The sequence below is a fragment of the Bacillus sp. FSL M7-0307 genome (assembly GCF_038627835.1).
Taxonomy (GTDB): domain Bacteria; phylum Bacillota; class Bacilli; order Bacillales; family Bacillaceae; genus Bacillus; species Bacillus altitudinis.
Genome location: NZ_CP152023.1, coordinates 1,297,196 through 1,320,531, shown reverse-complemented (window position 1 = coordinate 1,320,531; position 23,336 = coordinate 1,297,196). Strand labels below are relative to the sequence as shown.

The following is a 23,336-nucleotide window of genomic DNA, read 5'->3' as shown; positions in this document are numbered from 1 at the left end:
TAACAAGAACGGCAGTTATGAAAATTATTTTGAAATTTTCATGATGTTTTCTTGGCCAGCTTTGATTTCACCGGATTCTTGAAGGTCAATAAATTGTCCTTCACTTAAGTTTGTAAATACAATTGGTGTCATTAAAGATGGTACTTCTGACTTAATTTTATCAATATCAACCTCTAAAAGTTTTTGACCGATTTCTACTTGATCTCCCTCTTGTACAAATGCTTCAAATCCTTCTCCTTTGAGGCTGACTGTATCAATCCCGAAGTGAATCAAGATTTCAAGTCCACCATCAGACTGGAGGCCGATGGCGTGTTTTGTTGGGAACACATTTAAGATTTTTCCTCTTACTGGTGAAACCACTGTTCCCTCTTTTGGCAAGATAGCAAAACCGTCACCCATCATTTTCCCTGAGAATACTTGATCTGGCACATCTGTAATTGGATGAAGCTCCCCTGTAATTGGTGAAGCAAACATTTCTTCCCCTTGTTCGTTTTGAAGCGGCTTTGCAATGACTTCTTCAACCTGCTGGCTAACTTCTTCTTTTGCAGAAGGGTCTTTCGCTGGTCGAGGTGTGCGCCCTGCAATAATGTCTTGCATTTGTGTTTTTAAATTATCAGAGCGTGGACCAAAGATGGCCTGAATGTTATTCCCTACTTCAAGGACACCTGAAGCGCCAAGCTTTTTCAAGCGGTCTTTATCCACTTTTTTCTGATCATTTACAGTGACACGTAAACGCGTAATACAAGCATCTAGGTGTTTAATGTTTTCTTGGTCACCCATTGCTTCAAGAATTTCATAAGGTAAGTCATCGCCTTTTCCAGATTGAGCGCTGCTTGCACCGTCAGCTGCTTCATCTTCGCGTCCTGGCGTTTTCAGATTAAACTTGCGAATCGCAAATCTGAATCCGAAGTAGTAAATGACAGCCAGTACGAGACCGACTGGAATGACAAGCCACCAAGCGGTTCTATTCGGCAGGATACCAAATAGGAAGAAGTCGATTAACCCTCCTGAGAAGGTCATCCCGATTTTCACGTTTAGAATATCCATTATCATAAAGGATAATCCAGCAAATACACAGTGAATCGCAAATAATATCGGTGCAACAAACAAGAATGAGAATTCAAGCGGTTCAGTGATCCCTGTTAGGAAAGAAGTAAGGGCCGCTGATCCCATAATTCCTGCTACAAGCTTTTTATTCTTAGGTTTGGCTTCATGGTAAATCGCAAGTGCTGCTGCTGGAAGTCCAAACATCATGAACGGATATTTCCCTGTCATGAATGTCCCAGCTGTCAGCTGAACACCATCTTTGATTTGCGCCATGAAAATACGCTGGTCACCACGGATAATATCTCCTGATAAGCTCTTATAGCTAAAAAATTCATACCAGAATGGTGCGTAGAATATGTGGTGTAGACCAAACGGAATTAATGAGCGTTCAATGACACCGAATACAAAGGCAGCCAGCGGCTCATTCGCTGCAAGCAGTCCTGTTGAAAATGAGTTCAATGCACCTTGGATTGGCGGCCAAATGACGAGCATCAAAAGCCCTAAAATAAGTGCTGAAATCGACGTAACGATTGGAACAAAACGCTTACCAGCAAAGAAGCCAAGATATTGCGGGAGCTCAATTTTGTAAAATTTATTAAACATATAAGCCGCTAATACCCCGACAATAATTCCGCCAAAAACGCCGGTAGACAAGGTCGGTATGCCGAGCATATTCACATATGCTGGATGACTTTCCTTAAAGAACTTAGCCAATTTGACTGAATCGGATGGAATAGAACCGTTGGCCATTAATACGGCACTCATCGTCACGTTCATGACAAGGTAACCGATGATCGCGGCAATCCCTGCCACACCGTCTCCATTGGCAAGACCGATGGCAACCCCTACAGCAAATAGGAGTGGAAGATTCGAGAAGACAATATTCCCCGCATTCTCCATAACACTAGCAACAAGCTGAATTGTATCATTGCTTAAAAATTGAGCGACATCAATCAACTGCGGATTTTGCATCGCATTTCCGAGTGCTAGTAAAATACCAGCAGCAGGAAGGATCGCAACTGGAAGCATAAGTGCTCGTCCAATTTTTTGCAACACACCAAAAAGTGATTTAAACACTGGTTGAACCTCCTTTTGTTTTCGCTTACAACATACATTTCAATCACATATTGACGTACATTTCATAATTAACCGTTTACATTTCACTTTCAGAACACAAAAAAGGCATGGTGATATAAGGTTGCGCAAATAACAGGATCTTATCCTGTATTTACCTTAAGTCACTCATGCCTGATCGAATCAGTTACACGTTTCAAGGAAACTATGAAATTTTATTCGTCAATCTGTACAGGTGAAGTGTCAAATAGACAGCTTCAGCATCTTGTACAGGCTTTTTCAATGCATGTTGCAAAATTTTGATCATTTTCCAAGCAGTATTGTAGCATAAAGGATATTCATTTTTCAATAGATGAAGCAACTTTTCTGGCTCCTCTAATGATTCTTCCCGTTTAATACGCTCAATCGAAAACGTAATATGGCGCAGTAAGCGTAAATAATGAATACTTTCTCTATCTACTTTCATATGAAATGCATCTTCTATGACTTGGACCATTTGTGTCATGAGCTGCGAATGACGGTTGACCTCGGATAAAGGCCGGTTCGTTAAAGCAGAGTGAATGTGGAGCGCAATAAACCCAATCTCTCCTTCGGGCAGCTTTGTTTCAACATCTGGTCGCGCATTTATCAGTTCCACGACTTCCTTTGCGACCTCGTATTCTTTCGGGTATAAGGATTTCGTTTCAAGCATAAAAGGATTGGTGATATCATAGCCTTGCTTAACTCGCTTAAAACTAAAGGCAATATGATCTGTCAGAGCAATGTGAATATGCTCATTTAAGCGATGCCCCATTTTTTCTCGTATATGATAAATGACGTCATTGGCAAGCTCAATCATGTCCTCATTAATGTGGTGCAGCAATTGTTTGTATTCTGTTTGCTCTTTTGTGTTCTTTAACACAAACATTTTCTCAAATGCCGCTTGATCGAGAACGTCACCCGATTTTTTCCCAAAGCCGATCCCTTTATCAATCAGGACCACTTCGCCTAAAGAAGGGTGTTTTGCGATGATGACATTATTATTTAACGCTTTATCAACGGTGAAGGATTCCATGAACATCCCCACCTCCTTCTTATTCAATCCTTCTTATCGTACAAAACAGATGAAACGTGCGTCAACGATTGTTTTTTAAAATAGTCGTTGTGCGCTCAACGAGTCGATATGACAGCACCCTTTTTTCTGGTGCCTCTCCTTGTAACGCTCGATTGAACAAGTCAAATGCTTCCTGCCCCATTTGTTTGAGGGGAATGTCTATACTAGAAATCCCCAATGCTTCACTCAATTGATCGTTTTGAAAGCCAAGTATGGCTGGTGATTCTCCAACGTTTATTTGGTGACGCTGTGCTTCTAGTAAAAAACCTGCTGAGACATCATCGTTTGTAATCAGTAAGGCTGTCGGACGATTTTTCATCTCTTTCCATTCTGTAAATAATTGCTTGCCATCAAAAATGGTCAGTTTTCCTTCAATGATCCATTCCTCATCAATGTCCTGCCCAAGCGACCGCATCATTTCTTGATAAGTCTGAATGCGAACTTGGCTATTCTCCCCTTCTGTTCTAGCAAGAACGATTGCGATTCGCTCATGACCGCATGCCGCTAAGTGTTCAAGCCCTTCCTTAAAAGCCTGATCATGCGCAATCGATACCGATGAACATGTATCATGCGGAGTAGGATGACAAAAAATAATAGGACCAGATTCCTGCCACTTTAAAATGTCTCGATCACTTAACGCATTTGAGCAAAAGATTAAACCATCCACACGCTGCTCTTTTAAGCTCATTAATGCTTCTTTTTCCTTTAATGGGTCATATCCTGTTTGAAACAAGGCAAAATGCATTCCGCGCTCCTGTGCTTTCTCTGCAATCCCTGTGACAATTCCGCTGAAATAGGAGTGATCAATTGTCGGAAGCACAATTCCAAGCATATTGGAATAGCCCTTTGCTAAATGCACTGCCTGAATATTCCGTGTATATTTGAGCTCTTTCATCGCACTAAGTACGCGCTCTCGCTTTTCTTCTTTGACATAAGGATGATCATTCATCACTCGTGATACGGTGGTAACAGATACACCCGCTCTTTTCGCAATATCCCTTATGTTAGGCATTTTTTCTCCTACTTTCTCTTGATATGGTAAGCGTTTCATACTTTAAGATGTATGTGAGCTGAACAAATCACTGGGTGGAAAGGGGAATTCAAGATGGGTATTATCATATGGATCATATTATGTTTGACTATTTTGTTTTCTGCTCGATTCGCACTACATCCTTTAGGAAAAGAACATAAAATCAAGCCGTTTCAATCAATTGATGATTTTTTTGTTGATAAGGATCGCAAAGAGTGACAAAAAAATCACGATGACGCTCCCAATACTTGGACGTTCATCGTGATTTTTTCATTACTTGATGATCGTCAACTCTTTTGGATAATTGGTCAAGGTGACTGGGCCATCTTTTGTAATGAGAACATCGTCTTCAATTCTAACCCCGCCGACTCCTGGTACATAAATACCAGGCTCGATTGTATAGACCATCCCTTCTTTTAGAAGGTCATCATTTGCTTGACTCATAGAAGGGAACTCATGAACAGAAACCCCGAGTCCATGCCCTAGACGGTGCGGGAAGTATTCGCCATATCCTGCTTCTGCGATCAGCCCTCTTGCTTTTAAGTCAAGGTCACCAATTCTCACACCCGGCTGGCTCATATCAAGTGCTGCCAATTCGGCTTTCAAGACGGTGTTGTAAATATCCTTTTGTTGTTCAGACGCTTCTTGATAGATGAAGGTTCTTGTAATATCTGAACAATAGCCATCCACAATCACGCCAAGGTCAAATAAAACAAAATCGCCTTTTTTCAAGGCTGCCTGTCCCGGATTTCCATGAGGTTCTCCTGATTTTTCTCCGAATAGTACCATGGTTGAAAAGGACATGCCCTGAATGCCTTTTTTCTTCAGTTCATATTCGATGACAGCAAGAACTTCGGTTTCCGTCACCCCTTCTTTTAAAGCATGAACCCCAATTTTGACGCCTTCGTCTGCCAATTGAGCAGCTTTTTTCAATGTTTCAATTTCAGCTTCGTCTTTAATTAGTCTTAGCTGATTGAGCACATCTTCTGCCCGGACGAATGTTTCTGCCCCAGTGATAGCTTGAAGCTGCTCTGCTCTTTGCAAAGGAATGGATTCTTTTTCAATCGCTAGGCGAGTCGCTTTTACTCCTCGTTTTTCTAGTGCCTTTTGTATGAAATCAAAGGGGTTTTCATGGTCTTCATATCCAATGAGATCTCCAGCCCATCCCGCATTTTTTGCTTGCTCAACTTCCATCTTAGGCAAAATGAAAAATGGATCTGCTTCCTGAAAAACAAACAGCCCCATCACTCTTTCATGCGGCTCTGTGAAGTATCCAGATAGATAGAATACATTCTCCTTTGTATGTATAAATGCACCTTGAATGTCTTTTTTCTTAAGCCAAGAAGACAAGTTTTTCATTCGATTCATCGTGATCCTCCTCACACGTTTGACTACTGATCTATTGTATCAGTTTTCACTGTATTTCGCACAAAAGCACACTGACCTAAAGCCAGTGCGCTTTTGTGATTTGCTTAAGAAGCACGAAGCAAACGAAGTCCGTTTAAAATAACCAAAATCGTACTGCCTTCATGTCCAATGACACCAAAAGGTAAATCAAGAACTTGTAAGAAATTCGCACAGATTAACAAACAAATAACAGTTAATGAAAAGATGATGTTTTGTTTAATGATTCGGTTCATCTTTCTTGAAAGACGGATCATCTTTGTCAGATTGTTTAAGTTATTTTTCATTAAAATGAGATCTGCTGTTTCTAAAGCAACATCTGTGCCTCCGCCCATTGCGACGCCAACATCTGCTGTGGCGAGTGCAGGTGCATCATTGATTCCATCTCCGACCATAATGATCGAATCACCTTGTTTTTTCAGTTGATTGACTTCATGTACCTTTTCATCTGGAAGACATTCAGCGACAACGGTTTGGATGCCTGCTTCCTCTGCAATCGCTTCAGCTGTTTTTTGCTGATCCCCTGTGAGCATGACGGTTTGGATGCCTAAATCATTCAGCTCCTGAATCATTTTTTTGGCTTCAGGTCTGATTTGATCCTTCAAACCGAGACAGCCGACAACTTCTTGATTTTTTTGAACATAGACAACTGTATATCCTTTGGATGAAAGAACATCACCATTCTCTTCAATGTCACGATCCATTGAAGCTTTTCCGGCAAAATCTTTCTTCCCAATCCGCCATGTGTCCTCATTTAATTGTGCTTCCACACCAAAACCTGATGTTTCTTCAATGGTTACGTGGGCTGACCGCCCTGTATGATGCTCTTTTGCCATATCAGAAATGGCTTTAGCTAATGGATGGTTTGACTGACTTTCAATTTGATAGAGCGTTTGATAAAAGGTCGATTCATCCTGCCCTTTTGCCAAGACCACTTTTTCAACAGCTGGTTTTCCACTTGTAATCGTACCCGTTTTATCAAATGCAATCATCGTACTTGTGCCCAGTTTTTCTAAAAAGACACTTCCTTTTACAAGCATACCGTTTCTTGCACCGTTTGAGATGAGTGAAAGAGCTGCTGGCATAATTGAGGCAACAAGTGCACAAGGCGAGGCAACCACCATAAACACCATCGCACGGTAAAACGTTTCACTCATGCTCCAGCCAAGTACAAAATGAGGCAGGAACATTAAAATCGCCACAGTGATGAGCACACCTTTTACATATGCACCTTCAAATTTTTCAATAAATGCTTGGCTTGGCGATACACTTTCTTGTGCAGATTCCACAAGCTTAATGATTTTATGAAAAAGTGTTTCTTCATTATGTTTTGTTACTTCTACTGTTAATGAACCATTTAAATTCACTGTTCCTGCAAACACATCTTCCCCTTGCCCTTTTTCCTGAGGCACCGATTCACCCGTTAAGGCAGATTCGTCTACACTTGTTCTTCCGCTCATGATCACACCATCTGCTGCAATTCGTTCGCCCGCTTTGATTAAAATACGGTCGCCTGGCGTAAGTGAAGAAGCAGCGATTTGGATGGTGGTGCCATCTTCTTCAATTAAAGTGGCTTCATCTGGAGCGATCCTCATTAAGGCCGTTAAGTCTTTTTTACTTTTATTTGACGTATACGTTTCTAGCGCACCGCTGAGCGAAAAAATAAAAATTAAAATGGCGCCCTCTGCCCAGTAGCCAATGATCGCTGAGCCTATCGCAGCAAATATCATTAAAAGTTCTACATTTAATGTCTTGGATGAAATGGTTTCTTCAATTCCTTCCTTTGCCTTTGCAAAACCACCAATAACAAAAGCAAGAATGAAAAGAGGAATACTCCACATCGTTTCATCCTTTAGAAACCATCCAATCAAGATGAGAATCCCCGAAATACCTGCTGCGATTAATTCTCCGTGCTGTGCCCATTTATGAAAGAGCGAGTTAGATCCCTTTTGATCTGTCGTTTGATAAAGTGCTGTATTCTCATTCATGATTACTTTCTCCTCTCTAATTGATAATGATTTCCACATTATCAATCGTTGCCCGTTCCGTTTATCATCTATATTTTCTGCTATTTCAAGCTTTTTATAGGTCTGTAACTCATTATAACAGGTTCTGATCAATTTTCAATTAATAATTATTATAATTTCTTTTTGATAATAATTATCATTATTAGCACCCGACATTTCTTCCTCTTTCTGAGCACATTTTATTCATCTGAAAGGTAATTGAACACAAAAAAGAACCAACGGATCGACCATTGGTTCTTTACAGAAAGCTTGTGTTCTAAGAATTAGTCCACTCTTTGATTTGTTTTTTCGTCAGCGGACCTACATGGTTTTTGACCACTTCACCCTTTTCATTGATGAAAAAAGTCGTCGGGATCGTCATGATTTGGTATTTCTTCATCATTTCGCCGTGCTCATCGAGAACGATCGGAAATGTAAACTTTCTGTCTTTCACAAATTGGGCAACAGCATGCTTGCTTTGCTCAGCACCAAGTAAATTAACAGTCAGTATGTCTACATCACTTTGATTTTCTTTCACAATCTGTTCAAAGGCTGGAAGCTCCATTTTGCAGGATGGGCACCACGTTGTCCAAAAATGCAGAATGGTCCGCTTCCCTTTCACCGGGATCACCTGCGTTTCACCTGTTAATGTAGGAGCTTCTATCCTCGGCGCCATGACAGGCTCTTTTGCTTCAGCCTCTATGTTCATCAGAAATAAAAGAAGGGTCATCATGAGAAGACTGGCGGGTAGATATTTACGATTCATCAGCATCTTCCTTCCTGATTTTCCTATAGCTTGCCCGCTAGCTGCACATGACATTCAAGCTTTTTTCAATGTAAGAAACATGGAGACGCCGAGTTCCTTGCAAATCGTCGCATAATGCAAAGCCGTTAATAGCAGCATCCCCGTGTTCATTCCTAAGATAACGCCCATCATATTTAAGGATTCGATGGATCCTAGGAAATACACCATAGAGAACGACACCACGTGCACCCATATATTATGTAGGAACACATCTTTAATAAGACCCATACCAATTAAGCACGCTTGAAACGGCATCACGAACAGGTGGCATAAGAAGTAAGGCCATAGCAGCTGTAAATAGACGGCTGCTTGAGGTGAGTCAAAAAAGAGCTGCGTGAGCGGATAAGCGAAATAATACATGATCATCACGGCTGGCACCCCATATCCAAACGTAATGAGAATCGCTTGTCTGACACGTTTTTTCACGAGATCATACTGCCCCAAGGCATAGGCTTCTGATACATTCGGAATCATCACAATCATAATGGAATGAGCGATAAACGCCGGAAAAAAACCGATCGACATCGCTACGCCAGCAAGCATTCCGTAATGATCAACAGCAAGCGTACCAGAAATGCCCGCTGCAACGAGGGCTCCTTTGATTAAAAACGGTTCAATCGCATTGGCAATGGCATGAAAGATACGCATACCTGTTGTCGGAATGGAGACTGCTAACAAACGTTTTCTGACGTCAATTCCTCTTAACTCAACCGCTCTGACATTCACAGCATTTTTCGCCATGACGTATTGGGAATATAAATAGATAAAGACGACGAGATCACTTGCAACAATCACACCAATCGCGATAAGCACCGCTGTTTCAATATCAAACGAATACCAATGAAAAAACAAAAACAAACAGATAAGCTGGATCGTTTTTTTCAGCATATTGGCTAGAGCAATTCTGCCCATTTGCTGCTTGCCCATAAAATAGCCGCGTGCAATGGAAGTAAAAGCGATGATTGGAATGAGTGACAGAACCAGGCCCTTCATCAGCGGATGATACGATTGAAATACAGGAATGAAAGGCAGTACAATGGCTGCTATTGCCGTTGTTGTGCATGTCACCACAAGCGTCATTTTAAATGCATGGCGAAGCATACTTTTATGAAGCCGCTCATGCGATTCTGCAATGAATTTAGAAATGGAGACTGGCAGCTCTAAGCTGGCGATCACAAGCACAAGCATGATGATGGGAAGGATGCTCATATATAAACCCATTCCATGTTCTCCAAGCTCTCTCGCTAAAATCATATTGACTAAAAACTCGATACACTCAGCAATGAAAGCTGCGACAGATAGCAGAATGACCCCTTTTACAAATCGATTCATGTAGCCTCCCCTTGTCTAAAAGCAAATTCTTTTCACATTCTATGAGACAAGTCCTGAAAATATTTTAATAATTGAAGACAAAAAAACAGCGACTGATTGATCGCTGCTTTTCTTTACACTGCAAACACATGACGGCCAATGCGTTCTACAATTTTACGAGAACGAATCCAGTTATCTGTCGCCGTTTTTGGATTATAAAAATAAATCGCCTTTGTTGTTCTGTCATCTTCTTTGACAACCTGCTTCACTGCTTTTACGGAATCCTGGTCTGCCTTATCATTGATACTTCCATTTGATACTGGCTGGAAGGCATTTCGCTGATAAATCACGCCTCTGACACTGTCAGGAAAAGAGCGGTGTTCCACGCGGTTTAAGACGACGCTTGCTACAGCTTTTTTCCCGGCGTAAGATTCACCTTTTGCTTCGGCATGTACCAACCGAGAAAGCAAGTCCATTTCTTCATTAGAATAGTGTGATTGATTTCTTGAGCTTGCTGGCTTTGCCGTTTCCTTTTGCTTCGGCTTCGGCTTCGGTTTTGATGCCTTCTCCTCTGTTGACGTGCTTAGCATTTTCACTTTCGGCTGATGTTTCTCCTCTGAAAACGCTGGGATCACAGTATGCTTTTCATCTTGATCTATATATGAAAGCTGATGCTTTACAGGTGCTTGTTCAAGTTTCTGACTTAATGTGCCTTCTTGCTCTTGTATATTGTCCATCTTGATCGCTGAGATGAGCATAAGGATGGCAAAAAGAGCTGTATGAATTTTGATCATTCGCCTCATTCCTCCTTTAATCAATGTAGGCTGTAAGATACTTGTCCACTCTAACAAGAGCTTCTTCTATTTTCACGCACAAAGATTTTCATGCCTGTCCAAATTCCGTCATTAAATGGCATGTCCTAGTTGAAATACGCATGAACTGGTAATGTAAGCGTTTAATATAGTCTCTTTTTAGCCTATAATCATCCTTATGCTCCTGATTATGGGTTATTACATTTTCTTTTCATATGTATCAAGCTGGTTTGAAGTGTGACAAAAGAACCAAAATAAAAAGCTTTTTCTCATGAATGAGAAAAAGCTTTAGCTTCTTGCTTCTTTAAGATATTCAAAAATAACATCTCCACCATGCTTGGCGATTCCGCGAAAATGTTTAAAATCATCTTGATTGACCAATACAGAACGAAATGTTAAAAAATCATCCTTTTGAATGGTCACTTGTTTTTCAGTACCATTCCGTAATGATTCTAGTATTGTGTTGATGTGTTCTTCAGTCAAAAAAATCGCTCCTTTTCAGCCTTGATCAAATATTAAATATACCATTCGTTTTCAAAGCGTACAACGAAAACGAAAGAAAAACGTCTTTATCCTTTACATTGGTATGAAAATATTGCAAAATACTTTTTAATAGGGAATGAAATCTGTTTTTAAAGGAGAGGGATCGGTTGAAGATTGCAAAAATTGGGAATGTGATCGAATTTAGAAATGGTTTAACAGGTGTAGTTGAAAAAGTGAATGAAAACTCTGTTATTGTGGATGTCACCATTATGGACAACTATAGAGATTTAGAACTGGATTCACTAACAGTCGTTAATCATAAAAACTATAAAATCATCAAAGACTCCGTACATTAATTTGCAATCCTCAATTCAGCCTACCGTTACATAAGGATATACGAAGCAGAGCTGATCACAATACCTTACTTTTTATGTTTTATGTAAAAAAAGTGATCTGATGCAATATTAGCTCTAGATAGGAGAAACTAATATGCAACATTCAAATGATATCATTGTACGTTTTGGAAAAATAGAAGATGCTGAAACTACTTTAGAAATTCAAAAATCAGTGATTGCTGAGTCAGATTATTTACTGACAACGCCGGAAGAATACAAAAAAACCTTGTTAGAACACAAGGAATGGATACAGAAAAGAATAGAAAACGAAAATGAGACGTACATAGTTGCCGAAACTGGCGATCAAGTCATTGGATGGATAGCCTTTGAACAATCATCAAATAGAAAAAGAACTTCTCACGTTGGTTCTTTCGGCTTGATGGTTGATAAGAGCTATAGAGGTTTAGGCATAGGGGAAATGTTACTAACAGCATTATTAAATTGGGCAGAAAAGAACCCTTCAATTGAAAAGGTTAGTTTAGCCGTTTTCTCCACAAACCAAAAAGCTATTTCTTTGTATAAAAAGATGGGCTTTTTAGAAGAAGGGCGTAAAATCAATGAATTTAAAATAAATGATCATGAATACTGGGATGATGTATTAATGTATAAGCTCGTTTAATACGATGAAAAAGAATTGCAGAAATAAAGACATAATAAATTGAATCATCAATTTATTATGTCTTTTTCTTATTTTCTCTTACATCATTTGATGAAGGCGTCAGTCTTTTTGCGCGTGAAAGGTTTGCATTTCCGCTTTTGTTTTGTACATATCAACTTCTTCAGGTGTTATCACGCCTTTATCAATTAAAAGGGCGATCACTCCAAGTAATGTGGAGGCACTCCATTTATATCGTTCTTTGTTTTGATGTTCAAGCATCTGAAGCTCTTCCCTTAATTCCATCAGCAGCTTCTCTGTTTTGTCTTCTTTGTTTGCCAACACAAACGCCCCCATTTTCATTCGCTCGTTTCAATTTTATCTTAAAGTAAATATATGAAGAATAAAAGCATGATACACCTTTACAAACATACGTTCTGTCGTGTATACTATACATACGAGCTGGTAGCCCCCAGCCGTCCTAGCAAGTTCTATTCCTATTGGTATGAGAAGAGTGACATGACTCTTCTCTTTTTTTATGCGCCATCATGATCTATTCCATAAAAAAAGACATGTCATCCGCATGTCTTTTTTTATTTATTAGCGATTATCAATCGTTTCTGGATACATATCGTGATTCATCATACGATACGATGCCATCTCTTCATACTTTGTCCCAGGTTTTCCGTAGTTCGTATACGGATCAATTGAAATACCGCCTCTTGGTGTAAATTTGCCCCATACTTCGATATATCTTGGGTCCATTAATTCAATGAGGTCGTTCATGATAATATTCATACAATCCTCATGGAAGTCACCGTGGTTACGGAAGCTGAACAAATATAATTTTAATGATTTACTTTCGACCATGATTTCATTTGGGATGTAGCTGATATACACGGTCGCAAAATCTGGCTGCCCTGTTTGCGGGCAAAGTGATGTGAATTCTGGGCAGTTGAATTTCACAAAATAATCTCTATTCGTATGTTTATTCGGGAACGTTTCAAGCACTTGTGGTGCATAGTCAAACAAGTAATTGGTCCCCTGGTTTCCTAGTAAAGTGACACCTTCTAATTCTTCTGGTTTTCTTGTCGTCATTTTGTCTCTCTTCCTTTCTATACGCCTCGTTTATTTCCCCACAATAGCGTGTGCAGTTGTGGTAAGACTCTCACACGATTCAAATCAGGGTCTTGCGCTACTTGATCTACAAGCATTTCGTATTTTTTTAATAAGTGCGTCAATAGGTACGCATCATCAGCTGTTGTTGTATCATCATTTCCCACCTGCAAATAAAAAGGAAGTTCTGGGTATTTCGCATGGACATCCTTTGCATAGGCTAGATCAAGATCATCAAAGATGACGACCTTCAGGCTTGCATGATGCAATCTGTTTCCATTTTTCAATTCATCTATGATACGCGTTAGTTTCGTAAAATCTGTTTTCATATTTGAACTTGGTGGTTTTGGAGAAATGGTTAAATCATCTATCTTCAAAAACCAATCTTGATACATCGTACCCTGCGTTTCAAGCGCCGTATCAATTCCTTCTTCATGCAATAAATCAATAAGTGATTCCATTTGTTTCAAAAGCGCAGGATTCCCACCTGAAATGGTGACATGAGAAAATGCCTTTCCACCTATTCTCTTCAGCTCTTTTACAATGTCCTCTGCCTGAAGCCACTGAATATCATGCTTAGCTGATCCATCCCATGTAAAAGATGAATCACACCAGCTGCAAGAGTAGTCACAGCCAGCCGTTCTGACAAACATGGTTTTTTGTCCAATGACCATTCCTTCTCCTTGAATGGTTGGACCAAAGATTTCTAACACAGGAATCGCTTTAGTCATTGAGCTCAACTCGTTTCGGACGATAAATGCAGTAGCTTGTTGGTGTCTCTCTGACAAAAACTTGAACACATACTGGTTTGTTCGCTAAAGTCGTTAAATATGCGGCCACTTTATCATACACAGTCTTTGCGACAACCTCAGTGGTTGGCATCGCATATGGATCATTCGATGAGAATTCTTCATGGTCATTGAGCAGTGTATGGTCGTACTGTCCATGAATGAGTTTTTTTAGCGTGCTGAAATTCACAAGGAAACCTGACTCATCTAAATGATCTCCTGCAATCGTCATATTGATCGTATACGTATGACCATGTACACGGCTGCAGGCGCCAGCATCTTCTCTCGGGATAAAGTGTGCTGCCGATAGATGCATATCTTTATTTAATTCAAACGAAAATGGATGATCCGTTTGTGGATAAATTTGAGAAAGCATTTAGTTTGCCTCCTTCATTTTCATATACGTGTCATAGCCATTTTTCCGAAGCTTACATGCAGGACATTCCCCGCAGCCATCAGAAATGATGCCATTATAGCAAGTGAGCGTTTCATTTTTCACAAAATCTAGCGCATTCAGTTCATCAGCCAGCTTCCACGTTTCAGCTTTATTCAGCCACATGAGCGGCGTATGGATGACAAATGGTTTTTCCATTGCCAAATTCACCGTGACGTTACAAGATTTCACAAACTCATCTCGGCAATCTGGGTAGCCGCTAAAGTCTGTCTCGCACACACCCGTGATAATATGACGTGCTCCGATTTGATACGCAAGAATGGATGCAAAGGATAAGAAAACTAAGTTTCTCCCGGGAACAAATGTGGAAGGCAGTTCTCCTTCTTTTTCTTCAATATCAATGTCATCTCTTGTTAAGGCATTTGGTGCAAGCTGATTTAAAAGAGACATATCTAATAGATGATTTTTCACACCTAGCTTGTCAGCAATTCTTTTGGCGACATCAATTTCTTCTTGATGACGCTGATTATAATGAAAGGTTACCGTTTCAACCTCTTTAAATTGTTGAAGTGCCCATAGCAAACATGTCGTACTGTCCTGTCCCCCGCTAAAGACAACGACCGCTTTTTCATTTTTCATTTTTCCTTTTCCTCCTTTTCCAGACCCGTACCACCGCACAAAGCTGCATCTGAAAGGTTCATGAAAACCCCTATTTTCTCAAAAGAAAAGACACCTTTACATGTGTATGAGGTGTCCCAGCCATAAAAAATAAAAAATGCCACATCCAAGGATACGGCAAGTCCTTAGTTTTTTATAGAGGGTTTTGCTAGAACCTCTCCCGTTTTCACGGATTTTTGTTCAATTTTCACAGAGGATAGTGTACCACATAATTGGTGTACAAGCTATCCCTTCTTTACTTATCACCTGATGCAGGCACTTTTTTCAGACAAAGGAAGAGGATAAAAAAGATACTGACATAGCCAAAAACAGGGTAAACCGTTGAAATGAGTGTGCCGTATCCAATTTTACTGATCACATAACAGCAAAGAAGAATAAAGGATATCGTATACGTACTGTTCAATCGGATATACGCCCTCACTTGTCTTTCGAGACCGTATAAATTCCCTATAACGGATGTAAAGACTTCACCGAAGATCACGAATAAATAGATGAGATGAATGGAGTTTGCGACTTGATACACCACTTGAGCCATCGGGATATCATACGCCTCCAGCATTTCTAATGAAGAAAGGGATAAAAAGCAGGCGAGCAGAATGAGTGTCAACATCAGTCCCCCAAGCACCGCTCCCTTTTTTATAACGGCTTCGGATGTCATTTCGTTTGCGACCGGCACTAATACGGCTTGAGACAGCGCTAAATTAAATGCACCATATGAAATCGCAGACAACATCCATTCGCCCTCTCCCATTTGCAGCCCCAGAACGTGGCTTTCACCGCTACTAAACACAAATGAGTCTAGAAACACAATCAGCGAAAAGAAAATCAGCATTGGAACGACAAGTACATTGACACCAAATAACCCTTTTGAACCCTTAAAAAGGACAATGACACTTAAAATAATCGTTAAAAAAATACCATATTCTTTTGAGATGCCAAGTTGTTCTTCAAAAATAGCGCCTGCTCCAGAAATCATCACTGACGTAACACCTAGTAATATAAAAAACATGACGATGTTAATATATCGACTCGCAGCAGATCCAAATAAAAACCGATTCATATCTTGATAAGACTCCGCTTCAATTCGTTTGGAAATCAGCATCATTTTTGCGCCAAGGCCGGTAAAAATAACACCGCTAATCAAAATCCCGATCAATCCAATCCAGCCAAAACGAACAAAAAATTCTACGATTTCTTTTCCTGTCGCAAACCCAGCTCCAACCACTGTTCCTACATATACAAAGGCAAGCTGAAAAGCGGATTCATTTGAACGTTTCATATGACCCCTCCGCACCCATCACTTTCGATTGTCTCTTTTTTATCCTATGAGACAAGTTCCTTGAAAAGAAGGACAAACCATGATTAAATGCAAAAAAGGATTTTTCATTCAGCTATGAGCAAAACAGTTGAAAGTCAAAATAGGTCAGAGTATACTATAGTCAAAGATGGTCAAACAACAGACCATTTTATTTAACATTCATTGGTCAAATAAAGTCAAACTTTATTTTAAGGAGGTCATGGCTCATGCGTTGTCAACATTGTCAAGTGAATGAAGCAACTATTCGCCTGAATATGCAAGTAAATTCGTCCCGTAGCCAAATGGTTTTATGTGAAGACTGCTATACCTCTTTGATGGAACAGTCAAAAATGAAAATGGGTCCTAACCTTTTCGGAGGCAGCTCATTCTTCTCTGAGCAAGCAGGACATGCGACGAGCCAAGAGCGGCCTAAACAAAAAGGCTTGCTAGACGAGCTTGGCCGGAACTTAACGGATGGCGCACATGCTGGTTTAATCGATCCTGTCATTGGCCGTGATGAAGAAGTCACAAGAGTCATTGAGATTTTAAATAGAAGAAATAAAAACAATCCTGTCCTCATTGGTGAACCTGGTGTTGGTAAAACGGCCATAGCCGAAGGACTAGCACTAAAAATTGCAAATGGAGATGTACCAAATAAATTAAAGAACAAACAAGTTTATTTATTAGATGTCTCTTCACTTGTGGCAAACACAGGTGTACGTGGTCAATTTGAGGAACGGATGAAGCAATTAATCAAAGAATTGCAAAGCCGTAAAAATATCATCTTATTCGTTGATGAAATTCATCTTCTTGTAGGCGCAGGCTCTGCCGAAGGGTCAATGGATGCCGGAAACATTTTGAAACCAGCTCTAGCTCGAGGGGAACTGCAGCTAGTAGGTGCGACAACATTAAAAGAGTATCGTCAAATTGAAAAAGATGCTGCACTTGAACGCAGGTTCCAGCCTGTCATCGTTGATGAGCCAACACAGGATGAAGCATTCGAGATATTAAAAGGCATTCAAGATAAGTATGAAGCCTATCATGGCGTCACCTATTCTGACGAAGCGATTAAAGCGTGTGTTCAATTATCTTCGCGGTATATTCAAGACCGCCACTTGCCGGATAAAGCCATTGATTTAATGGATGAAGCAGGTTCAAAAGCGAATCTCTCCATTGATGCAGCAAGTGAAGATGAATTAACAAACCGTCTTGCGCAAATTGCCGCTGAAAAACAAGCTGCTTTAAATGAAGAACGATATGAAAAAGCAGCGAAACTTCGAGACGAAGAAGAAGCGATTGAATCGAGATTGCAAAACAAAACAAATGACAAAGAACATGTCGTCACAGCTGAAGACATTCAGTCGATTGTAGAACAAAAAACAGGTATCCCTGTCGGCAAACTGCAAGCAGACGAACAAACAAAAATGAAAGAAATTGATGTGCGCTTAAAAGCCCGCGTCATTGGTCAGGAACATGCGGTTGAAAAAGTGGCGAAAGCCGTAAAAAGAAGCAGAGCCGGCTTAAAATCAAAACACAGACCAACTGGCTCCTTCCTTTTCGTTGGGCCAACAGGCGTCGGGAAAACCGAATTGTCTAAAACATTAGCGGAAGAATTATTTGGCTCAAAAGAAGCGATCATTCGTTTAGATATGAGTGAGTACATGGAGAAACACTCCGTGTCCAAAATCATCGGTTCTCCTCCTGGTTACGTTGGACATGATGAAGCCGGCCAGCTCACGGAAAAGGTTCGCAGAAAACCATACAGCATCATTTTGCTCGATGAAATCGAAAAAGCGCACCCTGATGTCCAGCATATGTTCCTTCAAATCATGGAAGATGGCCGTCTAACAGACAGCCAAGGCAGAACCGTCAGCTTTAAAGACACAGTCATCATTATGACAAGTAACGCTGGCAGCACAGATAAAAAAGCAGTCAAAGTCGGATTCCAGTCTGAACAAGAAGAAGCCATCGAAGAACAATCATTGATTGATTCACTGAGCGCTTATTTCAAACCGGAATTCTTGAACCGTTTTGACAGCATCATTCAGTTTGATTCATTAGATAAAGACGATTTAGTCAAAATTGTGGATCTTCTGCTCAAAGATTTGTCAGAGCAGTTAAAAGAACAAAATCTAACTGTTCACGTCACAAACGAAGCGAAAGAAAAAATCGCTGAACTTGGTTATCATCCAGCATTTGGGGCTCGCCCGTTACGAAGAACGATTCAAGAGCATATTGAGGATCAAATGACGGACATCTTGCTTGAAGAAGAACAACTTACTGGATTTACAGTCGATGTTGAACATGACGAAATTGTTGTGAAAAAGAGCTAAGTACATCCTAAGGAGGATCTTCAGCTCCATCATGTGGCAGTGTCTAAATTCCATCTGAGCGCCGACGCTCCCCCGCCTCTTTTCCTTTACGATAAAAGAAAAAGAGGTGGAACACATGGATCACATGATCAATTGGAACTACGATTTGATCAAAATCATACATGAAGAAAAATTAAAAGAATTGCTCTTAGATGAAACAGCTCAAAAAAGATGAAGTTGAAAACTCCCTTTTATATGAGGGAGTTTCTTTTTTTACGGCTTCTAGAAAGCGCTTTCGTCAAAATTTCTTCACATAAACTGTCTTAATTTTATATTCTGACTAAAACCCTTCTAGAAGACACCGATATTAACTATAGAAAAAGATAGTTAAAGGATTTGGTGAGATAATGGACAAAACATCGTTAATTGGTATTATTTTAGCATTTATTGCACTGAGTGTCGGTATGGTTTTGAAAGGTGTGAGTCTAACCGCTCTTATCAACCCGGCGGCTATATTGATCATTGTGGTTGGGACAATTTCAGCTGTTGTCATTGCCTTCCCATCTAGTGAAATTAAGAAAACACCAAAATTATTCGGCAAAATTTTCAAAGATAGCAAGCTTCCAACGATACAAGAGATGATTCCTTTATTTTCAAACTGGGCACAAATTGCTCGTCGTGAAGGTCTTTTGGCATTAGAGGCAAATCTTGAGGAAGTCGATGACGATTTTCTAAAGAACGGCTTAAGCATGGCGGTTGACGGTCAAAGTGCTGAATTTATTCGTGACGTCTTAACAGAAGAAGTCGATGCCATGTCGGAGAGACATCAGTCAGGCGCATTAATCTTTACACAAGCTGGTACATACGCTCCGACTCTAGGGGTACTTGGTGCCGTTGTCGGACTTATTGCCGCACTTGCAAACATGGGAGACATTGAAGCACTTGGACATGCGATCAGTGCTGCCTTCGTCGCCACACTGCTTGGGATTTTTACAGGGTATGTGTTGTGGCATCCATTTGCCAACAAGCTGAAGCGTAAATCAAAGGAAGAAGTAAAGCTTCGTCTCATTATGATTGAAGGGATTCTTTCTGTCCTTGAAGGCCAGTCTCCAAAGGTCATTGAGCAAAAACTTCTGATGTACTTACCAGCAAAAGAACGTGCAAATCTTGTCATTGAAGAAGGAGAAAAACAGAATGGCTAGGAAACGTAAAAAACATGATCATGAAGACCATGTAGATGAGTCTTGGCTGATCCCTTACGCCGATCTTCTTACGCTTCTTCTCGCCCTCTTCATTGTGCTGTTTGCATCTAGCTCCATTGATGCGGCAAAATATGAACAGATGGCTAAATCGTTTAATGTTGTCTTTACTGGCGGCACTGGCGTAATGGACCAATCAAGCATGCAGAGCACCGAGGAAACAGAAAACAGCAATCAAACCAAAAAATCAGCAGAAGATGAAGAAGAAGCAAAAGCGAAAGCTCGTGACCAAGCGGTATTAACAAAGGTTAAAAAGCAAGTAGATTCATTCATTGCGGATAAAAAACTTGGTTCGAAGCTTGAAACAAAGCTGACGGATGAAGGTCTGCTTATTACAATTGAAGACAGCATCTTTTTTGATTCTGGGCGAGCGGTGATCCGCTCACAGGATGTTCCGTTAGCCAAAGAAATATCCAAGCTGCTCGTCATTAACCCTGCTCGTGACATCGTCATTAGCGGACATACAGATAACGTTCCGATTCGGAATTCTGAATTTGAATCCAACTGGTATTTAAGCGCCATTCGTGCGGTCAACTTTTTAAATATTCTCCTTGAAAACAGCAACCTAGACCAAGAGAACTTTAGCACAAAAGGTTACGGTGAATTTAAACCGATTGCATCTAACGATACCGCAGAAGGCAGAAGTAAAAACAGACGCGTCGAAGTTCTTATTTTGCCAATTGAGAAAAAAGCAAAATAAATAGGAAGCCAGCAGCTTCCTTTCAGATCATGACAAAGGGCTAAAATGATGTTTATTTTAGTCCTTTGTCTTTCTTATGAGCGCGTTTGAAAGCTCTTGTCGTTTATCGGTGCGTAGGACTGACACCACATATGCGAGGATTACTCTACATACTAAAAAGGAAGCCAACGGCTTCCTTTGTTTATTCTTTATGGTCATATAAATGCTTGGCACGCAGTCCTACATGTTTGAGCATATCGATGCAGGCATCCTTCTCCTCTTCACTAAGCACACTGATCATCTCGTGAATCTCTTTTGCATGATCTGGGAAGATGTCATCAAGCAACGCTCTTCCCTGCTCCGTAATATGTGCAAATGTCACCCTGCGGTCTTCTGCACAAGCTTTCCGGCTAAGGAGTTCTTTTTTCTCCAATTTATCAACCACATACGTGATGCTTCCGCTTGCGAGTAAGATCTTATCACCTATTTGCTGAAGCGGCTGATCACCTTTATGATACAGCAATTCTAATACAGCAAATTCAGTCGGATTCAGACCGTGCTTCACAATATGTTTGTTCATGTGGTGATTAATGGAGCGATAGGCACGTGATAGTACAATAAATAATTTCAAAGATTTCTCAACATTATGATTTTCCATTTTTTATCATCCTTTATGAAATGCAACCCACTAATGTGACATTAATAAACAATAAGTAAAATGTCAACATGTTGAACCATTTTTAGCATGAAAAAGAGACCAGAACGAATCACCTAATTTTTTAAAAATCTCACAAGTCATCGTAATAAAGATAGGTTCAATGCTATAATAAGTCTATTAGGTAATACGTTGGAGCGATGAATCATGAGTATACTGAAAGGGTTTTGGAAGAAGATCAAGCTTTACCTTATTTTGGTCGTGATTCCAACCCTCATCATTAGTTATTTTATCTACGAAAAAGAAACTGAGAAAATTGATGTAAAAAACAAACAAACCGCTACACTTATGTTAAATATTCACAAAAACCAAATGAATTATTTAATCAGTGAAACAGAAGCAAGATTAACTTCCCTTGCCATGGGATTTGACCAGCCGCTTGAAACGAAAAGAGTACAAAACATCCTAGAGAAAATCTATAAACAAGAACCTCGTTTTTCAGGCCTGTATCTCCTAGACCAAAAAGGAAATGTCACAGCCAGCACCACACCATTAAAGGAAAAAATCAACCTGTCATTTAGAGATTACTTTAAACGTATTCAAGTCACAAAACAGACCGTCATCACAGATAACTATGTAAGCCGCATTACTAAGCAGCGGATTCTCTCCATTTGTGTCCCTGTTTTGAATGAAAACGACGAAGTCACGGATGTGCTAGTCGCTGCGATTCAAATTGATTATTTAAGAAATATTATGAATGTATTAAACCCAGAGCTTCATTTTAAGATGCTGAATCAAAATGGAGACGTTGTGTTTACAAGTGGTCCACAGCCAGCATCTGAAAGTGATAGCACCGTGTCTACATATTTAGATGAAAACAGCTGGAAGCTGGAGGTTTTTCCGCAGCGTGCGACAACAAGTGAAGTACTGTCTGTGATGCTGTTTCCTTTATCCAGTGCATTTATTCTCTTAAATATCTTATTCACACTCGTCCAATATATCATTTTAAGACGACAAACCCAGCAGGAACGCCACCAAAATGAAGCACAAAAACTTGAACTCATTGGAACACTCGCGGCAAGTACAGCGCATGAAATTCGCAATCCATTAACAGGCATTAGCGGGTTTATTCAACTTTTGCAAAAAAAGTATCGTTCAGAAGAGGATCAGCTTTATTTTTCTGTCATCGAGGAAGAAATTAAACGGATTAACCAAATCGTCAGTGAGTTTCTTGTGCTAGGAAAACCAACGGCTGAAAAGTGGCAAAATAATTCTGTGAAAGAAATTGTCAGTGAGATCATGCCAATTGTATTTTCTGAGGCGAACCTTTATAATGTCGAGGTTGATTTGCAAATCAATACCATTCAAGATGTTGGCGTGTATTGCACGAAGGATCACATTAAACAAGTGGTATTGAATGTAGCGAAAAACTCGTTAGAAGCGATGCCAAATGGCGGTCATTTGAAGATTGTCATTGAGGCTGAAAAAGAACAGGTCATCATAAAAGTGAAAGATACAGGTGAAGGTATACCAGAAGAGATGCTGAAACATATCTTCCTCCCTTTTATTACGTCGAAGGAAAAAGGAACAGGTCTTGGGCTTGTTGTGTGTAAACGGATCATTTCGATGTATGGGGGGACAATCGATATCGAGAGCGAAGTGAATAAAGGAACAACCGTGATCATCATGCTACCTTCTGCACACTAATAGCTGAAACATTCAGCCGGTTTTGCTAATGGCAAGACCGGTTTTTTGATGTCAATAAGAAGGACGATTGACAGAAAGGAGACTCATTTGTGATACAAGATCATGAAAGGAAGCAACAGATTGTTGTTCATGAAAAAGAAGATACTGATACTCATTCATCAGGTTGTCCAGTTCTTGACTATATTTAATTGTCGTCTCACCTGTATAGCCTTCTACTTGAGCAGCTTCTACCATTTGTCTTCTCTTTTCATCAATTGACATTAATAGCTGTTCTTTCCGTACATAAATATTCATGATCTCAGCTCCCGCTATGAATTCGTCTGTCTACGCTCTAAATGATCCGACACCAAAATTATACTTTATTTGTAAATTAAATTAAATATGCTTATTTTATTT

General features: G+C 40.0%; 23 protein-coding genes and 1 riboswitch. Of the genes, 6 read left to right on the top strand and 17 right to left on the bottom strand.

Annotation, left to right across the window (positions count from 1 at the left end; all coding sequences use genetic code 11):
* Positions 1-24: 24 nt before the first annotated feature.
* The 9 genes from ptsG to MHI41_RS06670 form a co-directional block, all read right to left on the bottom strand.
* Positions 25-2,124: a glucose-specific PTS transporter subunit IIBC gene (gene ptsG / locus MHI41_RS06710; protein WP_017367134.1), complete on the bottom strand. Its 2,100-nt coding sequence runs from the start codon at positions 2,122-2,124 to the stop codon at positions 25-27.
* A 202-nt stretch (positions 2,125-2,326) separates the two neighbouring features.
* Complete coding sequence (locus MHI41_RS06705; protein ID WP_017359435.1) at positions 2,327-3,181, bottom strand: transcription antiterminator; 855 nt, start codon at positions 3,179-3,181, stop codon at positions 2,327-2,329.
* A 55-nt stretch (positions 3,182-3,236) separates the two neighbouring features.
* Positions 3,237-4,226, bottom strand: a complete 990-nt coding sequence (locus MHI41_RS06700; protein ID WP_039956480.1) for a LacI family DNA-binding transcriptional regulator — start codon at positions 4,224-4,226, stop codon at positions 3,237-3,239.
* 291 nt (positions 4,227-4,517) lie between these two features.
* On the bottom strand, positions 4,518-5,612 hold the full coding sequence (locus MHI41_RS06695) for a Xaa-Pro peptidase family protein (protein WP_008348072.1): 1,095 nt from the start codon (positions 5,610-5,612) through the stop codon (positions 4,518-4,520).
* A 104-nt stretch (positions 5,613-5,716) separates the two neighbouring features.
* A complete protein-coding gene (locus tag MHI41_RS06690) occupies positions 5,717-7,636 on the bottom strand; it encodes a heavy metal translocating P-type ATPase (RefSeq protein ID WP_342494658.1) in 1,920 nt (639 codons plus the stop codon).
* Positions 7,637-7,931: 295 nt separating this feature from the next.
* Positions 7,932-8,420 (bottom strand): endospore biogenesis thiol-disulfide oxidoreductase StoA, encoded by a 489-nt coding sequence (gene stoA, locus MHI41_RS06685; protein WP_017367131.1) that lies wholly within the window; start codon positions 8,418-8,420, stop codon positions 7,932-7,934.
* 54 nt (positions 8,421-8,474) lie between these two features.
* Positions 8,475-9,791, bottom strand: a complete 1,317-nt coding sequence (locus tag MHI41_RS06680; protein ID WP_317329085.1) for a polysaccharide biosynthesis protein — start codon at positions 9,789-9,791, stop codon at positions 8,475-8,477.
* A 113-nt stretch (positions 9,792-9,904) separates the two neighbouring features.
* On the bottom strand, positions 9,905-10,564 hold the full coding sequence (locus MHI41_RS06675) for a cell wall hydrolase (protein WP_282833573.1): 660 nt from the start codon (positions 10,562-10,564) through the stop codon (positions 9,905-9,907).
* A gap of 306 nt (positions 10,565-10,870) precedes the next feature.
* Entirely contained in the window at positions 10,871-11,065 is a 195-nt protein-coding gene (locus MHI41_RS06670; RefSeq protein WP_008348081.1) for a hypothetical protein, read from the bottom strand.
* A gap of 167 nt (positions 11,066-11,232) precedes the next feature.
* Between MHI41_RS06670 and MHI41_RS06665 the strand changes: the two genes are divergently transcribed.
* Entirely contained in the window at positions 11,233-11,421 is a 189-nt protein-coding gene (locus tag MHI41_RS06665) for a DUF2187 family protein (protein ID WP_003211747.1), read from the top strand.
* 133 nt (positions 11,422-11,554) lie between these two features.
* Complete coding sequence (locus tag MHI41_RS06660; RefSeq protein WP_282833572.1) at positions 11,555-12,079, top strand: GNAT family N-acetyltransferase; 525 nt, start codon at positions 11,555-11,557, stop codon at positions 12,077-12,079.
* Positions 12,080-12,178: 99 nt separating this feature from the next.
* Here the strand turns inward: MHI41_RS06660 and MHI41_RS06655 are convergent, their stop codons facing one another.
* The 6 genes from MHI41_RS06655 to MHI41_RS06630 all read right to left on the bottom strand — a co-directional run bounded on the left by MHI41_RS06655 (position 12,179) and on the right by MHI41_RS06630 (position 16,310).
* Positions 12,179-12,397, bottom strand: a complete 219-nt coding sequence (locus MHI41_RS06655) for a hypothetical protein (RefSeq protein WP_017367128.1) — start codon at positions 12,395-12,397, stop codon at positions 12,179-12,181.
* Between the two features lie 258 nt (positions 12,398-12,655).
* On the bottom strand, positions 12,656-13,153 hold the full coding sequence (queF, locus tag MHI41_RS06650) for a preQ(1) synthase (protein ID WP_003211403.1): 498 nt from the start codon (positions 13,151-13,153) through the stop codon (positions 12,656-12,658).
* A 17-nt stretch (positions 13,154-13,170) separates the two neighbouring features.
* Positions 13,171-13,902 (bottom strand): 7-carboxy-7-deazaguanine synthase QueE, encoded by a 732-nt coding sequence (gene queE / locus MHI41_RS06645; protein ID WP_008348085.1) that lies wholly within the window; start codon positions 13,900-13,902, stop codon positions 13,171-13,173.
* Positions 13,895-14,335, bottom strand: a complete 441-nt coding sequence (queD, locus tag MHI41_RS06640) for a 6-carboxytetrahydropterin synthase QueD (RefSeq protein WP_342494657.1) — start codon at positions 14,333-14,335, stop codon at positions 13,895-13,897. Before queD ends, queE begins: the two co-directional genes overlap by 8 nt.
* Complete coding sequence (gene queC / locus MHI41_RS06635) at positions 14,336-14,992, bottom strand: 7-cyano-7-deazaguanine synthase QueC (protein WP_025207244.1); 657 nt, start codon at positions 14,990-14,992, stop codon at positions 14,336-14,338.
* A gap of 158 nt (positions 14,993-15,150) precedes the next feature.
* Positions 15,151-15,195: riboswitch (PreQ1 riboswitch) on the bottom strand.
* A gap of 71 nt (positions 15,196-15,266) precedes the next feature.
* The gene (locus MHI41_RS06630) at positions 15,267-16,310 is read right to left on the bottom strand and encodes a hypothetical protein (protein ID WP_282833570.1); all 1,044 of its coding nucleotides are present in this window, start codon (positions 16,308-16,310) and stop codon (positions 15,267-15,269) included.
* 245 nt (positions 16,311-16,555) lie between these two features.
* On the opposite strand from MHI41_RS06630, the gene MHI41_RS06625 reads away from it, so the two are divergent.
* The 3 genes from MHI41_RS06625 to motB all read left to right on the top strand — a co-directional run bounded on the left by MHI41_RS06625 (position 16,556) and on the right by motB (position 20,599).
* Positions 16,556-18,661, top strand: a complete 2,106-nt coding sequence (locus MHI41_RS06625) for an ATP-dependent Clp protease ATP-binding subunit (RefSeq protein WP_342494656.1) — start codon at positions 16,556-16,558, stop codon at positions 18,659-18,661.
* A gap of 386 nt (positions 18,662-19,047) precedes the next feature.
* On the top strand, positions 19,048-19,842 hold the full coding sequence (motA, locus tag MHI41_RS06620) for a flagellar motor stator protein MotA (RefSeq protein ID WP_008346088.1): 795 nt from the start codon (positions 19,048-19,050) through the stop codon (positions 19,840-19,842).
* The gene (motB, locus tag MHI41_RS06615) at positions 19,835-20,599 is read left to right on the top strand and encodes a flagellar motor protein MotB (protein ID WP_017367125.1); all 765 of its coding nucleotides are present in this window, start codon (positions 19,835-19,837) and stop codon (positions 20,597-20,599) included. Before motA ends, motB begins: the two co-directional genes overlap by 8 nt.
* Before the next feature lie 181 nt (positions 20,600-20,780).
* On the opposite strand, the gene MHI41_RS06610 is transcribed toward motB, so the two are convergent.
* Positions 20,781-21,236, bottom strand: coding sequence for a MarR family transcriptional regulator (locus MHI41_RS06610; protein WP_003211701.1), 456 nt, complete (start codon positions 21,234-21,236; stop codon positions 20,781-20,783).
* 204 nt (positions 21,237-21,440) lie between these two features.
* On the opposite strand from MHI41_RS06610, the gene MHI41_RS06605 reads away from it, so the two are divergent.
* On the top strand, positions 21,441-22,940 hold the full coding sequence (locus MHI41_RS06605; RefSeq protein WP_008346092.1) for an ATP-binding protein: 1,500 nt from the start codon (positions 21,441-21,443) through the stop codon (positions 22,938-22,940).
* A 51-nt stretch (positions 22,941-22,991) separates the two neighbouring features.
* Here MHI41_RS06605 and MHI41_RS06600 read toward each other — a convergent pair whose 3' ends face one another.
* Positions 22,992-23,234, bottom strand: coding sequence for an aspartyl-phosphate phosphatase Spo0E family protein (locus tag MHI41_RS06600; RefSeq protein ID WP_008346101.1), 243 nt, complete (start codon positions 23,232-23,234; stop codon positions 22,992-22,994).
* Positions 23,235-23,336: the final 102 nt, after the last annotated feature.